Annotated in this window: 31 protein-coding genes; 27 read left to right on the top strand and 4 right to left on the bottom strand. The window is 43.4% G+C overall.

Annotated features, from left to right (window positions below):
• Positions 1-2 precede the first annotated feature (2 nt).
• The 24 genes from rplB (at position 3) to rplQ (ending at position 11,767) form a co-directional block, all read left to right on the top strand.
• A complete protein-coding gene (gene rplB / locus ABD128_RS03385) occupies positions 3-830 on the top strand; it encodes a 50S ribosomal protein L2 (protein ID WP_343986484.1) in 828 nt (275 codons plus the stop codon).
• Positions 831-841: 11 nt separating this feature from the next.
• Complete coding sequence (gene rpsS, locus ABD128_RS03380) at positions 842-1,120, top strand: 30S ribosomal protein S19 (RefSeq protein WP_046561879.1); 279 nt, start codon at positions 842-844, stop codon at positions 1,118-1,120.
• Positions 1,121-1,135: 15 nt separating this feature from the next.
• On the top strand, positions 1,136-1,468 hold the full coding sequence (gene rplV, locus ABD128_RS03375; RefSeq protein ID WP_343986476.1) for a 50S ribosomal protein L22: 333 nt from the start codon (positions 1,136-1,138) through the stop codon (positions 1,466-1,468).
• A 9-nt stretch (positions 1,469-1,477) separates the two neighbouring features.
• Positions 1,478-2,179, top strand: a complete 702-nt coding sequence (gene rpsC, locus ABD128_RS03370) for a 30S ribosomal protein S3 (RefSeq protein WP_110201304.1) — start codon at positions 1,478-1,480, stop codon at positions 2,177-2,179.
• Between the two features lie 11 nt (positions 2,180-2,190).
• Positions 2,191-2,598, top strand: coding sequence for a 50S ribosomal protein L16 (gene rplP / locus ABD128_RS03365; RefSeq protein ID WP_110201303.1), 408 nt, complete (start codon positions 2,191-2,193; stop codon positions 2,596-2,598).
• Entirely contained in the window at positions 2,598-2,789 is a 192-nt protein-coding gene (gene rpmC / locus ABD128_RS03360) for a 50S ribosomal protein L29 (RefSeq protein WP_110201302.1), read from the top strand. The genes rplP and rpmC overlap by 1 nt, the downstream gene beginning before the upstream one ends.
• Positions 2,789-3,046 carry a 30S ribosomal protein S17 gene (gene rpsQ, locus ABD128_RS03355; RefSeq protein ID WP_343986471.1) on the top strand — a complete coding sequence of 86 codons (258 nt, stop codon included), beginning with the start codon at positions 2,789-2,791 and terminating at the stop codon, positions 3,044-3,046. Before rpmC ends, rpsQ begins: the two co-directional genes overlap by 1 nt.
• Positions 3,047-3,156: 110 nt before the next feature.
• Positions 3,157-3,525, top strand: a complete 369-nt coding sequence (rplN, locus tag ABD128_RS03350) for a 50S ribosomal protein L14 (protein ID WP_110201300.1) — start codon at positions 3,157-3,159, stop codon at positions 3,523-3,525.
• Positions 3,526-3,539: 14 nt separating this feature from the next.
• Positions 3,540-3,857 carry a 50S ribosomal protein L24 gene (rplX, locus tag ABD128_RS03345; protein WP_110201299.1) on the top strand — a complete coding sequence of 106 codons (318 nt, stop codon included), beginning with the start codon at positions 3,540-3,542 and terminating at the stop codon, positions 3,855-3,857.
• A gap of 24 nt (positions 3,858-3,881) precedes the next feature.
• The gene (gene rplE, locus ABD128_RS03340; RefSeq protein WP_343986578.1) at positions 3,882-4,421 is read left to right on the top strand and encodes a 50S ribosomal protein L5; all 540 of its coding nucleotides are present in this window, start codon (positions 3,882-3,884) and stop codon (positions 4,419-4,421) included.
• A gap of 10 nt (positions 4,422-4,431) precedes the next feature.
• Positions 4,432-4,737, top strand: a complete 306-nt coding sequence (gene rpsN, locus ABD128_RS03335) for a 30S ribosomal protein S14 (RefSeq protein ID WP_110201297.1) — start codon at positions 4,432-4,434, stop codon at positions 4,735-4,737.
• A gap of 18 nt (positions 4,738-4,755) precedes the next feature.
• Positions 4,756-5,148, top strand: a complete 393-nt coding sequence (gene rpsH / locus ABD128_RS03330) for a 30S ribosomal protein S8 (RefSeq protein WP_343986465.1) — start codon at positions 4,756-4,758, stop codon at positions 5,146-5,148.
• Between the two features lie 13 nt (positions 5,149-5,161).
• Positions 5,162-5,692 (top strand): 50S ribosomal protein L6, encoded by a 531-nt coding sequence (rplF, locus tag ABD128_RS03325; RefSeq protein ID WP_343986462.1) that lies wholly within the window; start codon positions 5,162-5,164, stop codon positions 5,690-5,692.
• A gap of 12 nt (positions 5,693-5,704) precedes the next feature.
• Positions 5,705-6,058: a 50S ribosomal protein L18 gene (rplR, locus tag ABD128_RS03320; protein WP_343986459.1), complete on the top strand. Its 354-nt coding sequence runs from the start codon at positions 5,705-5,707 to the stop codon at positions 6,056-6,058.
• Positions 6,059-6,068: 10 nt separating this feature from the next.
• The gene (gene rpsE / locus ABD128_RS03315; RefSeq protein WP_110201293.1) at positions 6,069-6,572 is read left to right on the top strand and encodes a 30S ribosomal protein S5; all 504 of its coding nucleotides are present in this window, start codon (positions 6,069-6,071) and stop codon (positions 6,570-6,572) included.
• Between the two features lie 4 nt (positions 6,573-6,576).
• A complete protein-coding gene (rpmD, locus tag ABD128_RS03310; protein WP_110201292.1) occupies positions 6,577-6,759 on the top strand; it encodes a 50S ribosomal protein L30 in 183 nt (60 codons plus the stop codon).
• Between the two features lie 4 nt (positions 6,760-6,763).
• Complete coding sequence (rplO, locus tag ABD128_RS03305; RefSeq protein WP_343986456.1) at positions 6,764-7,201, top strand: 50S ribosomal protein L15; 438 nt, start codon at positions 6,764-6,766, stop codon at positions 7,199-7,201.
• Positions 7,201-8,532 (top strand): preprotein translocase subunit SecY, encoded by a 1,332-nt coding sequence (gene secY, locus ABD128_RS03300; RefSeq protein ID WP_343986453.1) that lies wholly within the window; start codon positions 7,201-7,203, stop codon positions 8,530-8,532. Before rplO ends, secY begins: the two co-directional genes overlap by 1 nt.
• Before the next feature lie 17 nt (positions 8,533-8,549).
• A complete protein-coding gene (gene rpmJ, locus ABD128_RS03295) occupies positions 8,550-8,663 on the top strand; it encodes a 50S ribosomal protein L36 (RefSeq protein ID WP_046561862.1) in 114 nt (37 codons plus the stop codon).
• Positions 8,664-8,750: 87 nt separating this feature from the next.
• Positions 8,751-9,107: a 30S ribosomal protein S13 gene (rpsM, locus tag ABD128_RS03290; RefSeq protein WP_110201289.1), complete on the top strand. Its 357-nt coding sequence runs from the start codon at positions 8,751-8,753 to the stop codon at positions 9,105-9,107.
• A 14-nt stretch (positions 9,108-9,121) separates the two neighbouring features.
• On the top strand, positions 9,122-9,511 hold the full coding sequence (gene rpsK / locus ABD128_RS03285; protein WP_110201288.1) for a 30S ribosomal protein S11: 390 nt from the start codon (positions 9,122-9,124) through the stop codon (positions 9,509-9,511).
• Between the two features lie 18 nt (positions 9,512-9,529).
• Entirely contained in the window at positions 9,530-10,150 is a 621-nt protein-coding gene (gene rpsD, locus ABD128_RS03280) for a 30S ribosomal protein S4 (RefSeq protein ID WP_343986445.1), read from the top strand.
• 24 nt (positions 10,151-10,174) lie between these two features.
• Positions 10,175-11,155, top strand: a complete 981-nt coding sequence (locus tag ABD128_RS03275; protein WP_343986441.1) for a DNA-directed RNA polymerase subunit alpha — start codon at positions 10,175-10,177, stop codon at positions 11,153-11,155.
• Between the two features lie 210 nt (positions 11,156-11,365).
• Positions 11,366-11,767 (top strand): 50S ribosomal protein L17, encoded by a 402-nt coding sequence (rplQ, locus tag ABD128_RS03270; RefSeq protein ID WP_343986438.1) that lies wholly within the window; start codon positions 11,366-11,368, stop codon positions 11,765-11,767.
• A gap of 46 nt (positions 11,768-11,813) precedes the next feature.
• Here the strand turns inward: rplQ and ABD128_RS03265 are convergent, their stop codons facing one another.
• The 3 genes from ABD128_RS03265 to ABD128_RS03255 form a co-directional block, all read right to left on the bottom strand.
• Positions 11,814-11,975, bottom strand: a complete 162-nt coding sequence (locus ABD128_RS03265; protein ID WP_343986435.1) for a DUF3149 domain-containing protein — start codon at positions 11,973-11,975, stop codon at positions 11,814-11,816.
• A 76-nt stretch (positions 11,976-12,051) separates the two neighbouring features.
• Positions 12,052-12,699: a class I SAM-dependent methyltransferase gene (locus ABD128_RS03260; protein ID WP_343986432.1), complete on the bottom strand. Its 648-nt coding sequence runs from the start codon at positions 12,697-12,699 to the stop codon at positions 12,052-12,054.
• Between the two features lie 32 nt (positions 12,700-12,731).
• Positions 12,732-13,100, bottom strand: a complete 369-nt coding sequence (locus tag ABD128_RS03255) for a YkvA family protein (protein ID WP_343986429.1) — start codon at positions 13,098-13,100, stop codon at positions 12,732-12,734.
• Positions 13,101-13,232: 132 nt separating this feature from the next.
• Between ABD128_RS03255 and ABD128_RS03250 the strand changes: the two genes are divergently transcribed.
• The gene (locus ABD128_RS03250; protein WP_343986427.1) at positions 13,233-14,183 is read left to right on the top strand and encodes a cation diffusion facilitator family transporter; all 951 of its coding nucleotides are present in this window, start codon (positions 13,233-13,235) and stop codon (positions 14,181-14,183) included.
• Positions 14,184-14,185: 2 nt separating this feature from the next.
• On the opposite strand, the gene ABD128_RS03245 is transcribed toward ABD128_RS03250, so the two are convergent.
• A complete protein-coding gene (locus ABD128_RS03245) occupies positions 14,186-14,740 on the bottom strand; it encodes a response regulator (protein WP_343986424.1) in 555 nt (184 codons plus the stop codon).
• A 193-nt stretch (positions 14,741-14,933) separates the two neighbouring features.
• Here ABD128_RS03245 and ABD128_RS03240 point away from each other — a divergent pair, with 193 nt between their 5' ends.
• Positions 14,934-15,536, top strand: coding sequence for a transglycosylase SLT domain-containing protein (locus tag ABD128_RS03240; RefSeq protein WP_343986421.1), 603 nt, complete (start codon positions 14,934-14,936; stop codon positions 15,534-15,536).
• A gap of 135 nt (positions 15,537-15,671) precedes the next feature.
• Positions 15,672-16,922 carry a serine hydroxymethyltransferase gene (glyA, locus tag ABD128_RS03235; protein ID WP_343986418.1) on the top strand — a complete coding sequence of 417 codons (1,251 nt, stop codon included), beginning with the start codon at positions 15,672-15,674 and terminating at the stop codon, positions 16,920-16,922.
• Positions 16,923-16,928: the final 6 nt, after the last annotated feature.

Below are 16,928 nucleotides of genomic sequence, written 5' to 3'. Positions count from 1 at the left end.
TAATGGCAATTGTAAAAGCTAAACCAACTTCTCCAGGACGCCGCTTTGTAGTTAAAGTGGTCAATCCTGACTTGCATAAGGGTAAACCTCATGCACCTTTATTAGAGAAGAAATCTAGAAATGGTGGTCGTAACAACGATGGTCGTATCACGACTCGTCACGTTGGTGGTGGTCATAAACAACACTATCGTCTAATCGACTTCAAACGTAACAAAGATAATATTACTGGCACAGTAGAGCGTCTTGAGTACGATCCAAACCGTAGCGCACACATCGCGCTAATCTGCTACGCAGACGGTGAGCGTCGTTACATCATTGCTCCACGTAACCTAAATGCTGGTGATACTATCGTTTCTGGCGAGCGCGCTCCGATTCGTGTCGGTAACGCTTTGCCAATGCGTAACATCCCTGTAGGTAGTACAGTTCACAACATCGAACTTAAGCCTGGCAAGGGTGCGCAAATAGCTCGTAGTGCGGGTGCTTATGCTCAGATCGTTGCACGTGAAGGCAAATACGTGACCTTACGTCTACGTTCAGGTGAAACACGTAAAGTGTTGTCTGAAGGTCGCGCAACTATCGGTCAGGTAGGTAATTCAGAGCACATGCTACGTAGTTTGGGTAAAGCTGGTGCTAAGCGCTGGCGTGGTGTTCGCCCGACAGTTCGTGGTGTCGCTATGAACCCAGTTGATCACCCACACGGTGGTGGTGAAGGACGTACTTCTGGTGGTCGTCATCCTGTGTCTCCATGGGGTACGCCTACTAAAGGTAAGAAAACTCGTAGCAACAAGCGCACAGACAGTTTAATTGTCCGTCGCCGTAATAAACGATAGAGGATAGCACAGTGGCACGTTCGTTAAAGAAAGGCCCTTTCATTGACCTACACTTATTGAAGAAGGTTGAAGAAGCTGCGGCCTCTGGTTCTAAGAAACCAATTAAAACATGGTCTCGTCGTTCAACTGTTTTCCCGGAAATGGTTGGTCTGACGATTGCCGTTCACAATGGTCGTCAACACGTACCAGTCTTCGTTTCAGAAGACATGGTTGGCCACAAGTTAGGTGAGTTTGTATTGACTCGTACCTATCATGGTCATGATGTTGATAAGAAAGCCAAGAAGCGATAAGGCGAGGAGTGGAAGATGGAAGTAGCAGCTAAATTGCGTAATGCCACCATCTCGGCACAGAAAATGCGTCTTGTTGCCGATCAAGTTCGTGGCTTACCAGTAGAAAAAGCGTTGAACATTCTTGAATTCAGCCCGAAGAAAGCGGCTCGTCTAATCAAGAAGGTTCTTGAGTCTGCGATTGCTAACGCTGAGCATAATGAAGGCGCTGACATCGACGAATTGAAAGTTTCGACTATCTTCGTTGACGAAGCGGCAACAGCTAAGCGTATGCGTCCGCGCGCGAAAGGTCGTGGCGACCGTATTTTAAAGCGTACTAGCCACGTCACCGTTAAAGTATCGGATAACTAGGAGAAGGTAATGGGTCAAAAAGTTCATCCTACCGGTATCCGCTTAGGTATCGTAAAAAAGCATACTGCAACTTGGTATGCTGAGCGCGGCGATTTTGCGGATAACTTGGAAAGTGATATCAACATCCGTAACTGGTTGTTAAAAGAATTGAAGCATGCTTCAGTATCTCGCATCGAGATCGAGCGCCCAGCGAAAGCGATTCGTGTGACTATTCACACTGCGCGTCCTGGTATCGTTATCGGTAAAAAAGGTGAAGATATTGAGAAGTTGCGTGGCAAGATTGCTCAGATGGCTGGTGTTTCTGCACAAGTTTCTGTTGAGCAAGTTCGCAAACCTGAGCTTGATGCTCAGCTAGTTGGCGACAACGTTGCACAACAATTAGAGCGTCGTGTGATGTTCCGTCGTGCGATGAAGCGTGCCGTTCAAAATGCTATGCGTCTTGGTGCTCAAGGTATCAAGATTGAAGTAAGTGGTCGTTTAGGTGGTGCTGAGATTGCTCGTACTGAGTGGTACCGTGAAGGTCGTGTACCTTTGCATACGCTTCGTGCAAACATTGATTATGCAACGTCTGAAGCGAATACTACTTACGGTATCATCGGCATTAAAGTATGGATTTTCAAAGGTGAAGTTCTTCCTGGCCAAGAAATCGAAGAGCCAAAAGAAGATAAGAAACCTCGCCGTAGAAAACCTGCTCCTAAAGCTAAGAAGTAGGGGTAAGTATTATGTTATTGCCAAAAAGAACGAAATATCGTAAGCAGCATAAACTGCGCAACCGTGGCTCTCAAGCTCATAACGTAAGCTTTGGTGAGTTCGGTTTAAAAGCTACGGGTCGTGGCCGTATGACAGCTCGCCAAATTGAGGCGGCTCGTCGTGCGATGACTCGTCACATGAAGCGTGCTGGTAAAGTTTACATTCGTGTATTCCCAGACAAGCCAATCACTAAAAAGCCTTTAGAAGTTCGTATGGGTAAAGGTAAAGGTAGTGTGGAATATTGGGTTGCACAGATTCAGCCAGGCCGCATGTTATATGAAGTAGAAGGTATCTCTGAAGAGTTAGCGCGTGAAGCATTTGCTTTAGCAGCCGCTAAACTTCCTTTCAAAACTACCTTTGTTAAGCGGACGGTGATCTAATGAAAGCGACAGAATTGAAAGATAAGAGCGTTGAAGAGCTCAACGTAACCTTAACTGAATTGCTTCAAGATCAATTCAAGTTACGTATGGAAAAGGCTACGGGCCAAGTGACAGAAACACACAAGTTGCGTGAAGTACGTCGTGATATCGCTCGTGTTAAAACCATTATCAACCAAAAGGCAGGTTCATAATGAGCACTGATACTATTCAACGCACATTACAGGGCAAAGTCATAAGTGACAAAATGGACAAGTCCATTACTGTTTTAGTAGAGCGTCAGGTGAAGCACCCGTTATACGGTAAGTTCATCAAGCGTTCATCTAAGATTCACGCTCATGATGAAGCTAATGAGTGCAAATTGGGTGATGTGGTTAAAATTGCTGAGTGTCGTCCTCTATCAAAAACTAAGTCTTTTAAGCTAGTTGAGATAGTAGAGAAAGCTCGCTAATTGAACCATAGTTAACCCTGAAGTGATTAATTTCACCTCGGGGTTAGGATTTTTACTAATTTAATGGTATACTCCTGCGCCTTTTAGCGCGGGATTAAGCGGAGAAAACCATGATCCAGATGCAATCAGTACTAGACGTAGCGGATAACTCAGGCGCACGTCGTGTAATGTGTATTAAGGTACTGGGTGGTTCGCATCGTCGTTACGCCAATATTGGTGATGTCATCAAAGTAAGCGTAAAAGAAGCGATCCCACGCGGTAAAGTAAAGAAAGGTGACGTTCTAAACGCAGTTGTTGTTCGTACTCGTAAAGGTGTTCGTCGTCCAGACGGCTCTTTAATTAAGTTCGATGGTAACGCTGCAGTTATTTTGAACAGTAACCAACAGCCGATTGGTACTCGTATCTTTGGACCTGTAACACGTGAATTACGTGGCGACAAGTTCATGAAGATCGTGTCTTTGGCACCTGAAGTACTTTAAGAGAGACGAGAATCATGCAAAAGATTAAGAGCGGCGACGAAGTCATCGTAATCGCGGGAAAAGACAAAGGTAAACGTGGTAATGTTGACCGCGTTCTTCCTAATGGTCGCGTGATTGTGAGTGGCGTAAACATTATTAAGAAGCATACTAAGCCTAGCCAAAATCCTGACGGTTCTATCAATGAAGGTGGAATTATCGAGAAAGAAGCAGCGTTAGACGCTTCAAATGTAGCAATTTACAACCCTTCAACTGGCAAAGCTGACCGTGTTGGCATCAAAGTTGAAGACGGAAAGAAAACGCGCTTCTTCAAGAAAACTGGCGAAGCGATTTAATAGTTAACATTTAGGTAATAAATGATGGCGAAACTGCACAACTTTTACAAAGATACTGTTGTACAAGAACTTAAAGAAAAGTTCGAGTACCAATCAGTTATGCAAGTCCCACGCATTACCAAGATCACATTGAATATGGGTCTGGGTGAAGCTCTTGCGGACAAGAAGATCCTTGAGCACGCAGTAAATGATATGACTGCTATCTCAGGCCAAAAGCCTATCATCACTAAAGCACGCAAATCTGTTGCGGGCTTTAAAATTCGTGATGGCTACCCAATTGGCTGTAAAGTGACTCTTCGTGGCGAGCGTATGTGGGAATTCTTAGAAAGATTTATCTCAATCGCGGTGCCACGTATTCGTGACTTCCGTGGTTTGAACCCTAAGTCTTTCGACGGCCATGGTAACTACTCTGTAGGTATCAAAGAGCAAATCATTTTCCCAGAAATTGATTATGACAAGGTCGATAAGGTTCGTGGTATGGATATTACTATTACGACTACGGCAAACACCAATGATGAAGGTCGCGCATTACTTAGTGCGTTTAACTTCCCATTGAAATCATAAGAGGCACGCTATGGCTAAGAAATCTATGATAGAGCGTGAGTTGAAGCGTGCGAAAACTGTAGAGAAGTACGCTGCAAAACGCGCAGAGCTTAAAGCAATCATCAACAACCCAGAATCTTCAGAAGAAGAAGTTTGGGAAGCTCAGGTGAAGCTTCAAAAGCTACCACGCAACGCAAACCCTGTGCGTCAACGTAACCGTTGTCGTGTCACTGGTCGTCCACACGGATACCTTCGTAAATTCGGTATGTGCCGCAATAAATTGCGTGAGCATGCGATGAAGGGTGACGTGCCTGGTCTGGTTAAATCTAGCTGGTAAGCTGTTGGAGAATCACTAATGAGTATGCAAGATCCTATAGCAGATATGTTGACTCGAATTCGCAACGGCCAATCTGCTGCGAAGAAAACTGTCACTATCCCTGCTTCAAATATTAAGAAAGCCATCGCTGATGTTTTGGTAAAAGAAGGTTTTATCAAGAGCTACAGCGTTGAAGAAGGCAAAAAACCTGTGATGACTGTTGAGTTGAAATACTACCAAGGTCGCCCAGTAATTGACGAATTGAAACGTGTAAGCCGTCCAGGTTTGCGTATCTATAAGAAAGTTGATGAGCTTCCAAAGGTTATCGGCGGTTTAGGTATCGCAGTCGTTTCTACATCTAAAGGTGTGATGACTGACCGAGCAGCGCGTAAAGCGGGCTTTGGCGGTGAGATCATCTGCACTGTAGCGTAAGGGGAGAGTTAAGATGTCACGTGTAGCAAAAGCCGCTGTATCTATCCCTTCAGGTGTTGAAGTCAACATCAAAGACGGCGTGATCAGTGTTAAAGGTTCAAAAGGCCAGCTTGAGCAAAACCTTCATAATGATGTAGAAATCAAAGTTGAAGACGGCGAAGTTTCTTTTGCTCCTAAAGCTGAAGCAAAGAGCTGGGCAATGGCGGGTACATTCCGTGCATTGGTAAATAATATGGTAACTGGTGTTTCTGACGGCTTCGAAAAGAAATTGAAGTTAGTTGGTGTTGGTTACCGTGCGCAAGTTCAAGGTAAGAAATTGAACTTATCCCTAGGCTTCTCACATCCTGTTGAGTTTGAAATTCCAGAAGGCGTAACAATTGAAGCTCCTTCACAAACGGATCTCATCGTTAAGGGTGCAAACAAGCAAGTAGTTGGTCAAGTTGCGGCAAACATCCGCGCGTACCGTCCGCCAGAGCCATACAAAGGTAAAGGTGTACGTTATGTTGACGAATATATTGTTCGTAAAGAAGCCAAGAAGAAATAGTAGGGCAGGGTCATGAAAAAGAAAATTCAACGTTTGCGTCGTGCGGCTAGTGGTCGCGCTAAAATGCATGAGCTAGGTGTAACGCGCCTGGTTGTGAATAGAACCCCTCGCCACATTTACGCTCAAGTAATCAACGGTGAGAACGGTAATGTAATCGCGAGTGCTTCGACTGTGGAAAAGGCCGTTCGTGGCGATGTGAAGTACACAGGTAACCTAGATGCTGCTAAGCACGTAGGTACTTTGGTTGCTGAGCGCGCTATCGAGGCGGGTGTAAAGCAAGTTGCTTTCGACCGCAGTGGATTCAAATATCACGGACGCGTAGCAGCTCTTGCTGATGCCGCTCGTGAAAAAGGCTTACAGTTCTAAGGTGTGAAGCATGGCAAAAGATATGAATAACCAAGAAGGTTTAGTTGAAAAATTAGTCAACGTAAACCGCGTTGCTAAAGTAGTTAAAGGTGGTCGTATTTTCGGTTTCACCGCCTTAACTGTTGTTGGCGACGGTAAGGGTAAAGTGGGTTTTGGTCGTGGTAAATCGAAAGAAGTGCCAGTTGCGATCCAAAAGGCTATGGAACAAGCTCGTCGTAACATGATTCAAGTTGAGCTTAAAGATGGCCACACTTTACAACACGCATTAAATGCTCGTCATGGCGCATCAAAAGTTTACATGCAGCCAGCATCTAAAGGTACTGGTATTATTGCCGGTGGCGCGATGCGTGCTGTTTTTGAGGTGCTAGGTATCCAAAACGTATTGGCAAAAAGCGTTGGTTCTACAAACCCTATTAACATCGTTCGTGCAACGATTAACGGTTTGACCCAAATGACTTCGCCAGAAGAGATGGCTGCCAAGCGTGGTAAATCAGTAGAAGAGATTTTGGACTAAGACGATGGCAAAGAAAATGATGAAAGTAACGCAGACGCGTTCTAGCATTAGCCGCTTAGAAGCCCATAAAGCTTGTTTGCGTGGTCTAGGTTTGCGTCGCATTGGTCATACTGTAGAAGTTGAAGATACTCCTTCAACTCGCGGTATGGTAAATAAAGTTTACTACATGGTAACTGTTGAGGAGTAATATCATGCGTTTAAATACATTGATGCCAGCTCCTGGTAGTAAGAAAGATCGTAAACGTGTAGGTCGTGGTATCGGTTCTACCGATGGCAAGACTGCAGGCCGTGGTCACAAAGGTCAAAAATCACGTTCAGGCGGTTTTAGTAAGATTGGTTTCGAAGGCGGTCAGATGCCTTTAAAACAGCGTTTGCCTAAGTTTGGTTTTAAATCACGCAAAGCTTTGACAACTGCCGAAGTACGTTTGAGTGAATTAGCTAAAGTTGAAGGTGAAGTTGTTGATATGTTGACTTTGAAAAAAGCACGCATCATTAACGATAGCATCTTAAGCGCTAAAATTATTCTGTCTGGTGAAATCGATCGTGCTGTAACTGTTTCTGGTGGCATTCGTGTGACGAAAGGTGCACAGAAAGCAATCGAAGCAGCTGGCGGTAAGGTTGAAGCATAATGGCATTATCACCACAGCAATTAGCTAAAAGCGGTGGTTTGAGTGAGCTCAAGCAGCGTTTGCTGTTTGTGCTCATTGCTATTGTAGTTTTCCGTCTTGGCTCTTTCATCCCTGTTCCAGGGGTGAACGCTGATGCACTAAAACAGATATTAAATTCAGATACGATTTTCTCTTTATTTAATGTCTTTTCTGGCGGTGCGATGGAGCGTGCTTCAGTTCTAGCGTTGGGTATCATGCCTTATATTTCGGCATCGATTATCATGCAGATCTTAAGTTATGTTGACCCGCGCTTAAAAGAGATTAAGAAGGAAGGCGAAAGTGGTCGCCGCAAAATCAACCAATATACGCGCTACTTAACGGTTGCTCTGGCAACAGTTCAAGCGTTCGGTATGGCTACACAGTTACCAAATATGGTTCCTGGTTTGGTTGAGAATCCTGACTTTTCGTTCTATTTTGTTGCTATCGCTACATTGGTTACAGGTACTATGTTCCTAATGTGGTTAGGTGAACAAATTACGGAAAGAGGTATCGGTAACGGTATCTCGATCATTATCTTGGTGGGCATTGTTGCCGGCTTCCCGCAGGCAATACAGCAAGTATTCTCACAAGCATACGACGGACAACGTGACGTACTAGGTATTCTAGTATTTGCTGTTTTTGCGTTAGCGGTGATTTACTTCATTGTATGGTTTGAAACGGCTCAACGTCGTATCACGATTAACTATGCGAAACGCCAGCAAGGTAATAAAGTATTTGCAGCTCAAAGTAGCTTCTTACCAATGAAGTTAAACATGGCGGGTGTAATCCCTGCTATTTTTGCTTCTAGTATCGTGTTATTCCCAGGCACCTTGTTGTCATGGTTCGGTAACGCGGGCGAAGTTAATTGGTTAACTACTTTGTCGCAGAACTTACAACCTGGTAATCCGGTATATATGTTGCTGTACGCGGCGGGTATTATCTTCTTTGCTTTCTTTTATACAGCATTGACGCAAAACCCACGTGACACAGCGGATAACTTAAAGAAATCCGGTGCGTTTATTCCAGGTATTCGTCCTGGCCAGCAAACAGCTAGCTATCTTGATAAAGTGACTACTAGACTTACGTTCTGGGGTGCGCTTTACATGACAGCCGTATGTTTGTTACCAGAGTTCCTGATTTTGCTATTTGAATACCCGTTCTACTTTGGTGGTACGTCGTTATTGATTATTGTAGTTGTCGCTATGGACTTCATGGCTCAAGTACAAGCTCATTTAATGTCGCAGCAATATGACTCGGTATTGAAGAAAGCAAATCTTAAAAAGCATGGCCCATCCGGTCGTGTTCGTCGCTAAGCATGTTGGAGTAACAAATGAAAGTTCGTGCTTCTGTTAAGAAAATGTGCCGTAACTGCAAAGTGATTCGTCGTCACGGCAGTGTTCGCGTTATCTGTGTTGACCCTCGCCATAAACAGCGTCAAGGTTAATTAGATAATTGTTTGATTTTTAGGCGTGAAGTGGCTAAAATAGCCGCCCTTTCACGCCTGCTTATTTAATTTAGGAGAAATTGTTAAATGGCTCGTATAGCTGGTATTAACATTCCGGTACATAAGCATGCTGATGTCGCACTGACCGCTATCTATGGTATCGGTCGTCCTCGTGCACAGAAAATCTGTGCTGATGCAGGGGTTGAACCTACTGCAAAGATCAAAGATTTGAACGATGACCAAATTGAGAATCTACGAAACGAGGTGAGCAAATTTACTGTCGAAGGTGATTTGCGTCGCGAAATCAACATGAATATTAAACGTTTGATGGACTTGGGTTGTTTCCGAGGCATTCGTCACCGTCGTAACCTACCTTTGCGTGGGCAACGTACGAAGACTAATGCTCGCACCCGCAAAGGTCCTCGCAAACCGATTAAGAAATAGTTTGGTGGAACATAATGGCTAAAACACCTCGTACTAGTAAGAAAAAAGTTAAAAAGACCGTAGTTGATGGAATGGCGCATATCCATGCTTCATTTAACAACACCATCATTACGATCACAGACCGTCAAGGTAATGCTCTTTCATGGGCAACATCTGGTGGTTCTGGCTTCCGTGGTTCACGTAAATCCACTCCTTTTGCTGCACAGGTAGCTGCTGATCGCGCTGCTCAAGTAGTAAAAGAGATGGGTATGAAGAATGTTGAAGTTTTCGTTAAGGGTCCTGGACCAGGTCGTGAATCAGCGGTTCGCGCACTTAACGCTGCTGGCTTTAAAGTCACCAACATTACTGACGTGACACCTATTCCACACAATGGTTGTCGCCCGCCTAAAAAGCGTCGTGTGTAACAATAACGGGAGTTTATAATGGCTAGATATCTAGGTCCAAAACTTAAATTGTCACGTCGTGAAGGTGTCGATCTAGGACACAAATCAGGCGTTCGTGCAATTGAGACCAAATGTAAAATAGAAGTTGTTCCAGGTCAGCACGGTGCTCGTCGTAGCCGCCTTTCTGACTACGGTTTACAGCTTCGTGAAAAACAAAAAGTTCGTCGTATCTATGGTGTTCTTGAGCGTCAATTCCGTAACTACTATAAAGAAGCTGACCGTATCAAAGGTGCGACTGGTTCAAACTTGTTACGTCTTCTTGAGTCACGCTTAGACAACGTAGTTTACCGTATGGGTTATGCTTCAACTCGTAACGAAGCTCGTCAGCTTGTAAGTCACAAAGCAATTATGGTTAACGGTGAGTCGGTTAATATTCCTTCTTACACAGTTAAAGCTGGTGACGTAGTTTCTGTTCGTGAAAAATCACAGAAACAAGCACGTATCGTTGCAGCATTAGAGCTAGCAGCACAGCGAGATAAACCTGAGTGGATTGAAGTAGATGCAAAGAAAATGGAAGGAACGTACAAGCGTCTTCCTGAGCGTACAGAACTTGACGCTAGCATCAACGAAAACCTAATCGTAGAGCTTTACTCTAAGTAATTTTTAATCCTTGAGAGGGATAATATGTCAGCAACTGAATTTCTGACTCCGCGTCAAATTAAGGTCGAATCAGATGAGGGTACTAAAGCCCGCGTTATATTGGAGCCTTTCGAGCGTGGATTTGGACACACTTTGGGTAACTCACTGCGTCGCATCTTATTGTCTTCAATGCCAGGTGCCGCGGTGACAGAAGTAGAAATCGACGGCGTACTTCATGAATACTCAGCAATTGAGGGTGTTCAAGAAGACGTGATCGATATCCTTTTGAACTTAAAAGGGTTAGCAGTTCGCCTTGAAGATAAAGAAGAAGTTATTCTTACTTTACAAAAGAAGGGCGAAGGCGTCGTGACTGCTGCTGACATTGAAGAAGTTTCAGGTGCAGAAGTAGTGAACAAAGATCACTACATCGCTACTTTGAATAAAGGTGGCGCTTTAACTATGCGTATCAAAATTGTTCTTGGTCGTGGTTATGAAGCATCAAATACTCGTAAATTACCAGAAGGCGAAGATAAGCCAATCGGTGTTTTACAAGTAGACTCTTCTTTCAGCCCAATGAGAAAAGTATCTTACACCGTAGAATCTGCGCGTGTAGAGCAGCGTACAAACTTGGATAAGTTAGTTCTTGATCTTGAAACTAACGGAACTATTGACCCTGAAGAAGCGATTCGCCGTAGTGCTACAATCCTTCAACAGCAGTTAGCAGCTTTCGTTGACTTAAAAGATGAAAAACAAGCTGAGCCAGAAAAAGAAGAGCCAGAAATCGATCCGATTCTATTACGTCCGGTTGATGATCTGGAGCTGACTGTACGTTCTGCAAACTGTTTGAAAACTGAGAATATCCATTACATTGGTGACTTAGTACAACGCACCGAAGTTGAGTTGCTTAAGACTCCAAACCTGGGTAAGAAATCTTTGACTGAAATCAAAGACGTTCTTGCTTCTCGTGGTTTGTCGTTAGGTATGCGTTTAGAAAACTGGCCTCCATCAAGCATTTTAGGCGAATAGTCTAACGCTTGAGGTCAGTAACAAAATAAGCTGGATACTTTCTACTTTTCTAAAGTTATGAGTATCCAGTTTTTTTAATCGAAGTAATTATTATTTGATGATTATTTCAATAGGTAGGGAACTTGTTCTCTACAAACCCTTAAGCAATTTTGCTTAGTAAGCTTTCCTAGTACTACAGTAGGCTAGGATTAAATAGAGTGAGGACTCAATATGCGTCATCAAAAATCAGGTCGTAAATTAAACCGTAATAGCTCACACCGTAAAGCTATGTTCCGTAACATGACTGCGTCATTAATCGAGCATGAGCTTATTCGTACTACTTTGCCAAAAGCAAAAGAGCTACGTCGTATTGCTGAGCCATTAATTACTTTGGCGAAAAAGGACACTGTTGCTAACCGTCGTTTAGCGTTTGCACGTTTACGTGACAATGCTGCGGTAGCTAAACTATTCACTGAGTTAGGTATTCGTTACCAAGAGCGTCCAGGTGGTTACCTTCGTATTTTGAAGTGTGGCAACCGTCCAGGCGATAACGCTCCTATGGCTTATGTTGAGCTAGTTGACCGTCCAATCGTTGAAGAAGATGACTTTGAAGTTGAAGAAACTGAAGAGTAATTCAGTTTCTTGATGGATTATAAAAAAGCCCGCTATGCGGGCTTTTTTATTGCCTGTTTTGTGGTTGTTCTGATTGTGGCTCTTGTGCTTCATAGGCTTTTTTCACAAATAATACAGTAAAAAATACGCCCATACCGATCATAAACAGTATCATCAAAGCACTCATAATTCCCAATGAGCTGGAAAACAATTCTTTTATTAATTCCATAGTTGGACTCCTGCGTTTCAAGGGTACAACTATAGTCTAACGATGCTACCGGATATGTTCTTGATCCAGATCAGTTTTAATCGCTTATACCAGGGTTTCTGATATGCAATATCTCCCCTTCAAAGTATTCTGGCTCGTTGGCATACCAATCAACCAGTTCGGCATCCGGATATTTTGATAAGCATTTTTCAGCTAAAGCATAAAAGGGTTCACGCCCCGGGTCCGCTATAATCACTTTTTTCACGCCGGCCTTGAAGGCCCGGTTGATAAGGTTGTAGTGTATTTGCGTTAACTGATCCCAAAAGCACACATCGGCACCGATCAAAATATCATATGATGAAAGTTCTTTTTTAGATAACTTTTCAAAACTTGCTTGCTTTGTTTTTACTTCTACTTCATTTAAGGCAGCTTGAACCTCTAAAAAAGGGAATACTTCGTCATCACGATCAACCCCTGTAACTTTAGCTGCAGCATGCTGAGCACAAAATATACTAGCAGGTCCCCAGCCACAGCCAAGCTCAAGTACATTCTGTTTAAAGCCAAGAATTTCGTTATGTAAAAAATAATCCATTAACAAATAACTACTGTTCCAGGTTTTATGGCCGTGAATTGATGGTGTGTAGTGTTTTTTGAGCTTTCGTACAAAGCGATGGTTATTTTGCAATAACAAGATGCCGTATGCCTGAAATATGTTTTTTTCTGGGAGCTCTTGAAGTAAAGGCATTATTTAGTACCGGTGGGTTTGATTTGTACAGTTTAATCTTTGTGTCTCAATTTGTTAAGCTTCTGCCGAGCTTGCTTTATATGCCAATCGCTTATTGAGTTAGTGATTTTCGCGGCTGCTATCGTCAAAACTGAGAGGTCGTCAACTAGACCACCAGGCAGAATATCTGGTATAGCGTCGATGGGCATAATGAAATAGCCTAGCGCTACAAGAATAATCGACTTTTCCTTGGCAGGTGTTGCCGGATCTTTAAAGCAGTAATATAGAATCAACACTTTTTCTAAAGCCTCTAATGTCGCTTTGGTGGCAAGTTTAGATACTTTGTGCCAAAAGCCTTTGTCGGAATAAAACCGACTGGCTTTTTGTAACTGAGGCATTATCTGCTCTTTTGTGGTTTTCATTTTCATATACTGCTTTAACAGCTGTGAAATTGAAAGTGTGGATAATGCTTTTTTACAAAGGTTTCTCATACTTGCTATAGTCTTAGCTAGGGATTTGATAATTTACTCTTCTACAAGACTTATGAGGTGTATATGCATAGTCATGGTCACAGCCACGCTAATGATGATGAAAAGCATGAGCATCCAGTAGCGAGCCGTAAGCAAATGCTTTGGGCTGTCTTGCTGACCGGCAGTTTTATGCTAATAGAAGTTGCTGGGGGACTAATCTCTGGCTCATTAGCATTACTGGCAGATGCAGGACATATGTTGACCGATACAGCCGCTTTATTGCTCGCTTTTTACGCAATTATATTAAGTTCAAAGCCGGCTGATAATAAGCGCACTTTTGGCTATGGTCGTTTGCAGGTTTTAGCGGCCTACACCAATGGTATTCTATTAATTATTTTGACCGGCTGGATTCTTTGGGAAAGCATTCAGCGATTCTACCAACCGAATCCTATCCAAAGCATAACTATGCTTGTGGTGGCCATTCTTGGTCTCCTGGTTAATCTGATAGTGTTCAAAATTCTACACAGCGCTAGTACCTCTAACATTAATGTGCGGAGCGCCTTGTTGCATGTTATCGGTGATTTATTGGGTTCAGTGGGCGCTATTATTGCGGCATTGATTATATGGCAGTGGGGCATTTTGTGGGTTGACCCTTTGTTGTCAGTTATTGTGTCGATGCTTATTCTTCGCAGTGCTTTTCATATCATCAAGGACTCGTCCCACATCTTGCTTGAAGGTAAGCCACTAGAGATGGACTCGGATCAAATTAGGCAAGATTTGATGGCGTTACAGGGAGTTGAAGATATTCACCACATTCACCTTTGGAGCATTAGTGAGCAAGAACCCTTAATGACATTTCATGCAGTAGTTGGTGACGCCTATGATAAAGACTTGATGATCGATAAGATGCTCGATTTACTACAGAAAAAACACGGTGTAACACACGCAACCATTCAGGCTGAGTCTGAAAACTGTAAAGGAGTGCTTAATCCTGTAGGCTGTGAAGAGCAGGCTTTTGGCAAGAGCCCTAATTGATGCTACTTCTGTAGATCAGATAAAAAACGTCGCTGTTTATCAATGCCGTCGAGCTTTCTAGCAAGTTTATGCTCTAACTCCTGCAGGCTTTTCGATTGAGGCGCAGCTTCTTTTACCATCTGTTGAGCCTGATTGGTATATTTAGAAAGTATCCTAGCTAGCTTTAATAGCTGTTGGTGTGTGAAAAACTGTCCTTTACTAAACAATGAGCGTTTAATGCTGTTAAACATCTCGTCAGCTTGCTCTTCATGCTTAAAATAGAAAGGGAACTTTTGTTTTGCAATCCAGTTTGATATGGCTCCGTCTTTGTCTTTCGAATAAACAATAATAGTTGCTCGATCCGACATTAGGCTGTGTACCTTACGCATCATCGGGTAGCCCAGTGCATTGTTGAGGCTGACCACAACGATCTGTACAGAAGGGCGAGAAAGACGAAGAAAATTAAAGGCCACTTTATAGTCATCAACATAATTATACTTATAGCCAGCCTGCTCCAATTTTTTTGCAGTGTCTGCTAAGATGCCTGTACTGTCGTCGATTAATAAAATCGTGCTCATATTAATTGCCTAAGACGCTGACGCGTGAAATAGCCTTGTTTAAACGGTTTAAAAATATACGCTAGCAAATGGGACACAATAGTTCCAATTGATCACTTTAAATAATTGATTCGCTGGCATTTTAGCACTGATCGAATCGCGATAAATTCATTTACCCATAAAATCTTGTTATAAAATGTGAAAGGATACGTTTTTGAAAATAAAAGTGTTAATAATACTGACAATTTGTAGCGTTCTAAGTTCATGCGCGACCTATAAACCGAGTAATGTCAATGATTTGTGTAACGTCCTTTCGGAGGCCAGTTGGTATGAAGCCGCACTGGACTCACAGGAAGAATGGGGCACGCCGATTCATGTACAACTTGCCATCATGCATCAAGAGTCAAAATTTAACCGCACCATTCGACCTGATATGCAGTGGTTTCTTGGCATTATTCCGACAGGGCGTCCGTCGAATGCATACGGTTACGCGCAAGCGCTGGAAGGAACTTGGGAAACCTATATTCGCTCAACTGGAAACTGGAACGCGAAGCGGGATGAGTTTGATGATGCGATTGATTTTATTGGCTGGTATACCTACCAGACCCATAAGAAACTCGGCATTTCAAAGTGGGATGCAAGAGCTCAATACTTAGCCTATCACGAGGGCTGGGGCGGCTATAAGCGTGGCACTTATCGTAAGAAATCATGGCTCATTAAAGTCTCTGAAAAGGTTAAAAGACGTTCGCTGGAATATGCCCGACAATATAAGGGCTGTAGGGCGCAATTAGATGATAATATTCGGGGTTGGTTTTAAGTCTAATAATAGCTCCAGTCCTTTTCAAACTTCACGAGTAAAAGTGGTAGAATTGGCCTTATTTATGGCGCATTTAACCAATGGATCGGTTAGAATGAGCGCAACTATTTCATACAACATTAGAGGAATTTAGGTATGTTGGGTAATACGACCTCTTTAAGAGATTTTGACCCGGAATTAGTGGCTTCGATTGATGCAGAAGAAAAGCGTCAGGAAGCTCACATTGAGTTAATTGCATCTGAGAATTACACCAGCAAGCGAGTCATGGAAGCGCAAGGTTCTGTGCTGACTAACAAATATGCTGAAGGCTATCCTGACAAGCGTTATTATGGCGGTTGTGAGTATGTTGATATTGCTGAGAAATTGGCAATAGAACGCGTTAAGGAATTGTTCGGTGCGGATTACGCAAACGTCCAGCCACACTCAGGCTCGCAAGCCAACGCCGCTGTATACATGGCTCTTATTAAGCCTGGCGATACGATTTTGGGCATGAGCCTGAATGATGGTGGTCACCTAACACATGGCTCTAAAGTGAGCTTCTCTGGCAAAATCTATAACTCAGTCGAATATGGCGTTGATGACAAAGGTTATATCGATTATGAAGAAGTCGAGCGCTTGGCGCTTGAGCATAAGCCACAAATGATAGTCGCTGGTTTCTCAGCCTATTCGCGTGTTGCTGACTGGGCCAAATTCCGTGAGATTGCCGACAAAGTAGGCGCTTACTTGTTTGTTGATATGGCGCACGTTGCGGGCTTAATTGCAGCTGGCGAATACCCAAACCCACTTCCTCATGCTCACGTTGTAACCTCGACCACGCATAAAACATTAGCTGGCCCTCGTGGCGGCGTTATCTTGTCGAAAGGTAATCCTGATTTAGAGAAGAAACTAAACTCTGCAGTGTTCCCTGGTGGCCAGGGCGGTCCTTTGATGCACGTTATCGCAGCAAAGGCAGTGGCTTTTAAAGAAGCGTTAAGCGATGAGTTTAAAGCGATGCAAAAGCAAGTTAAAGCTAACGCGCAAGCGATGACGAAAGTGTTTGTTGAGCGTGGTGTTAACATCGTTTCTGGCGGCACTGATAACCACTTATTCTTAGTCGACTTAATCAGCAAAGATATTACCGGTAAAGACGCAGAAGATGCTTTGGGCCGCGCCAATATCACGGTTAACAAAAACACAGTTCCGAACGAGCCGCGTTCACCATTCGTCACCAGTGGTCTACGTTTAGGTACGCCTGCCGTCACTACGCGTGGCTTTAAAGAAGCCGAAGTGACTGAGCTTGCCGGTTGGATTTGTGATATTCTTGACGACATCAACAATGAGCAGGTCATTAGCGACGTTAAAGCTAAAGTTATGGAATTAACGAAACGTTTCCCTGTATACAAGTAACCAAAT

The sequence above is a fragment of the Kangiella japonica genome (genome assembly GCF_039523535.1).
Lineage (GTDB): Bacteria > Pseudomonadota > Gammaproteobacteria > Enterobacterales > Kangiellaceae > Kangiella > Kangiella japonica.
This window is presented reverse-complemented; position numbering and strand designations above follow the sequence as displayed.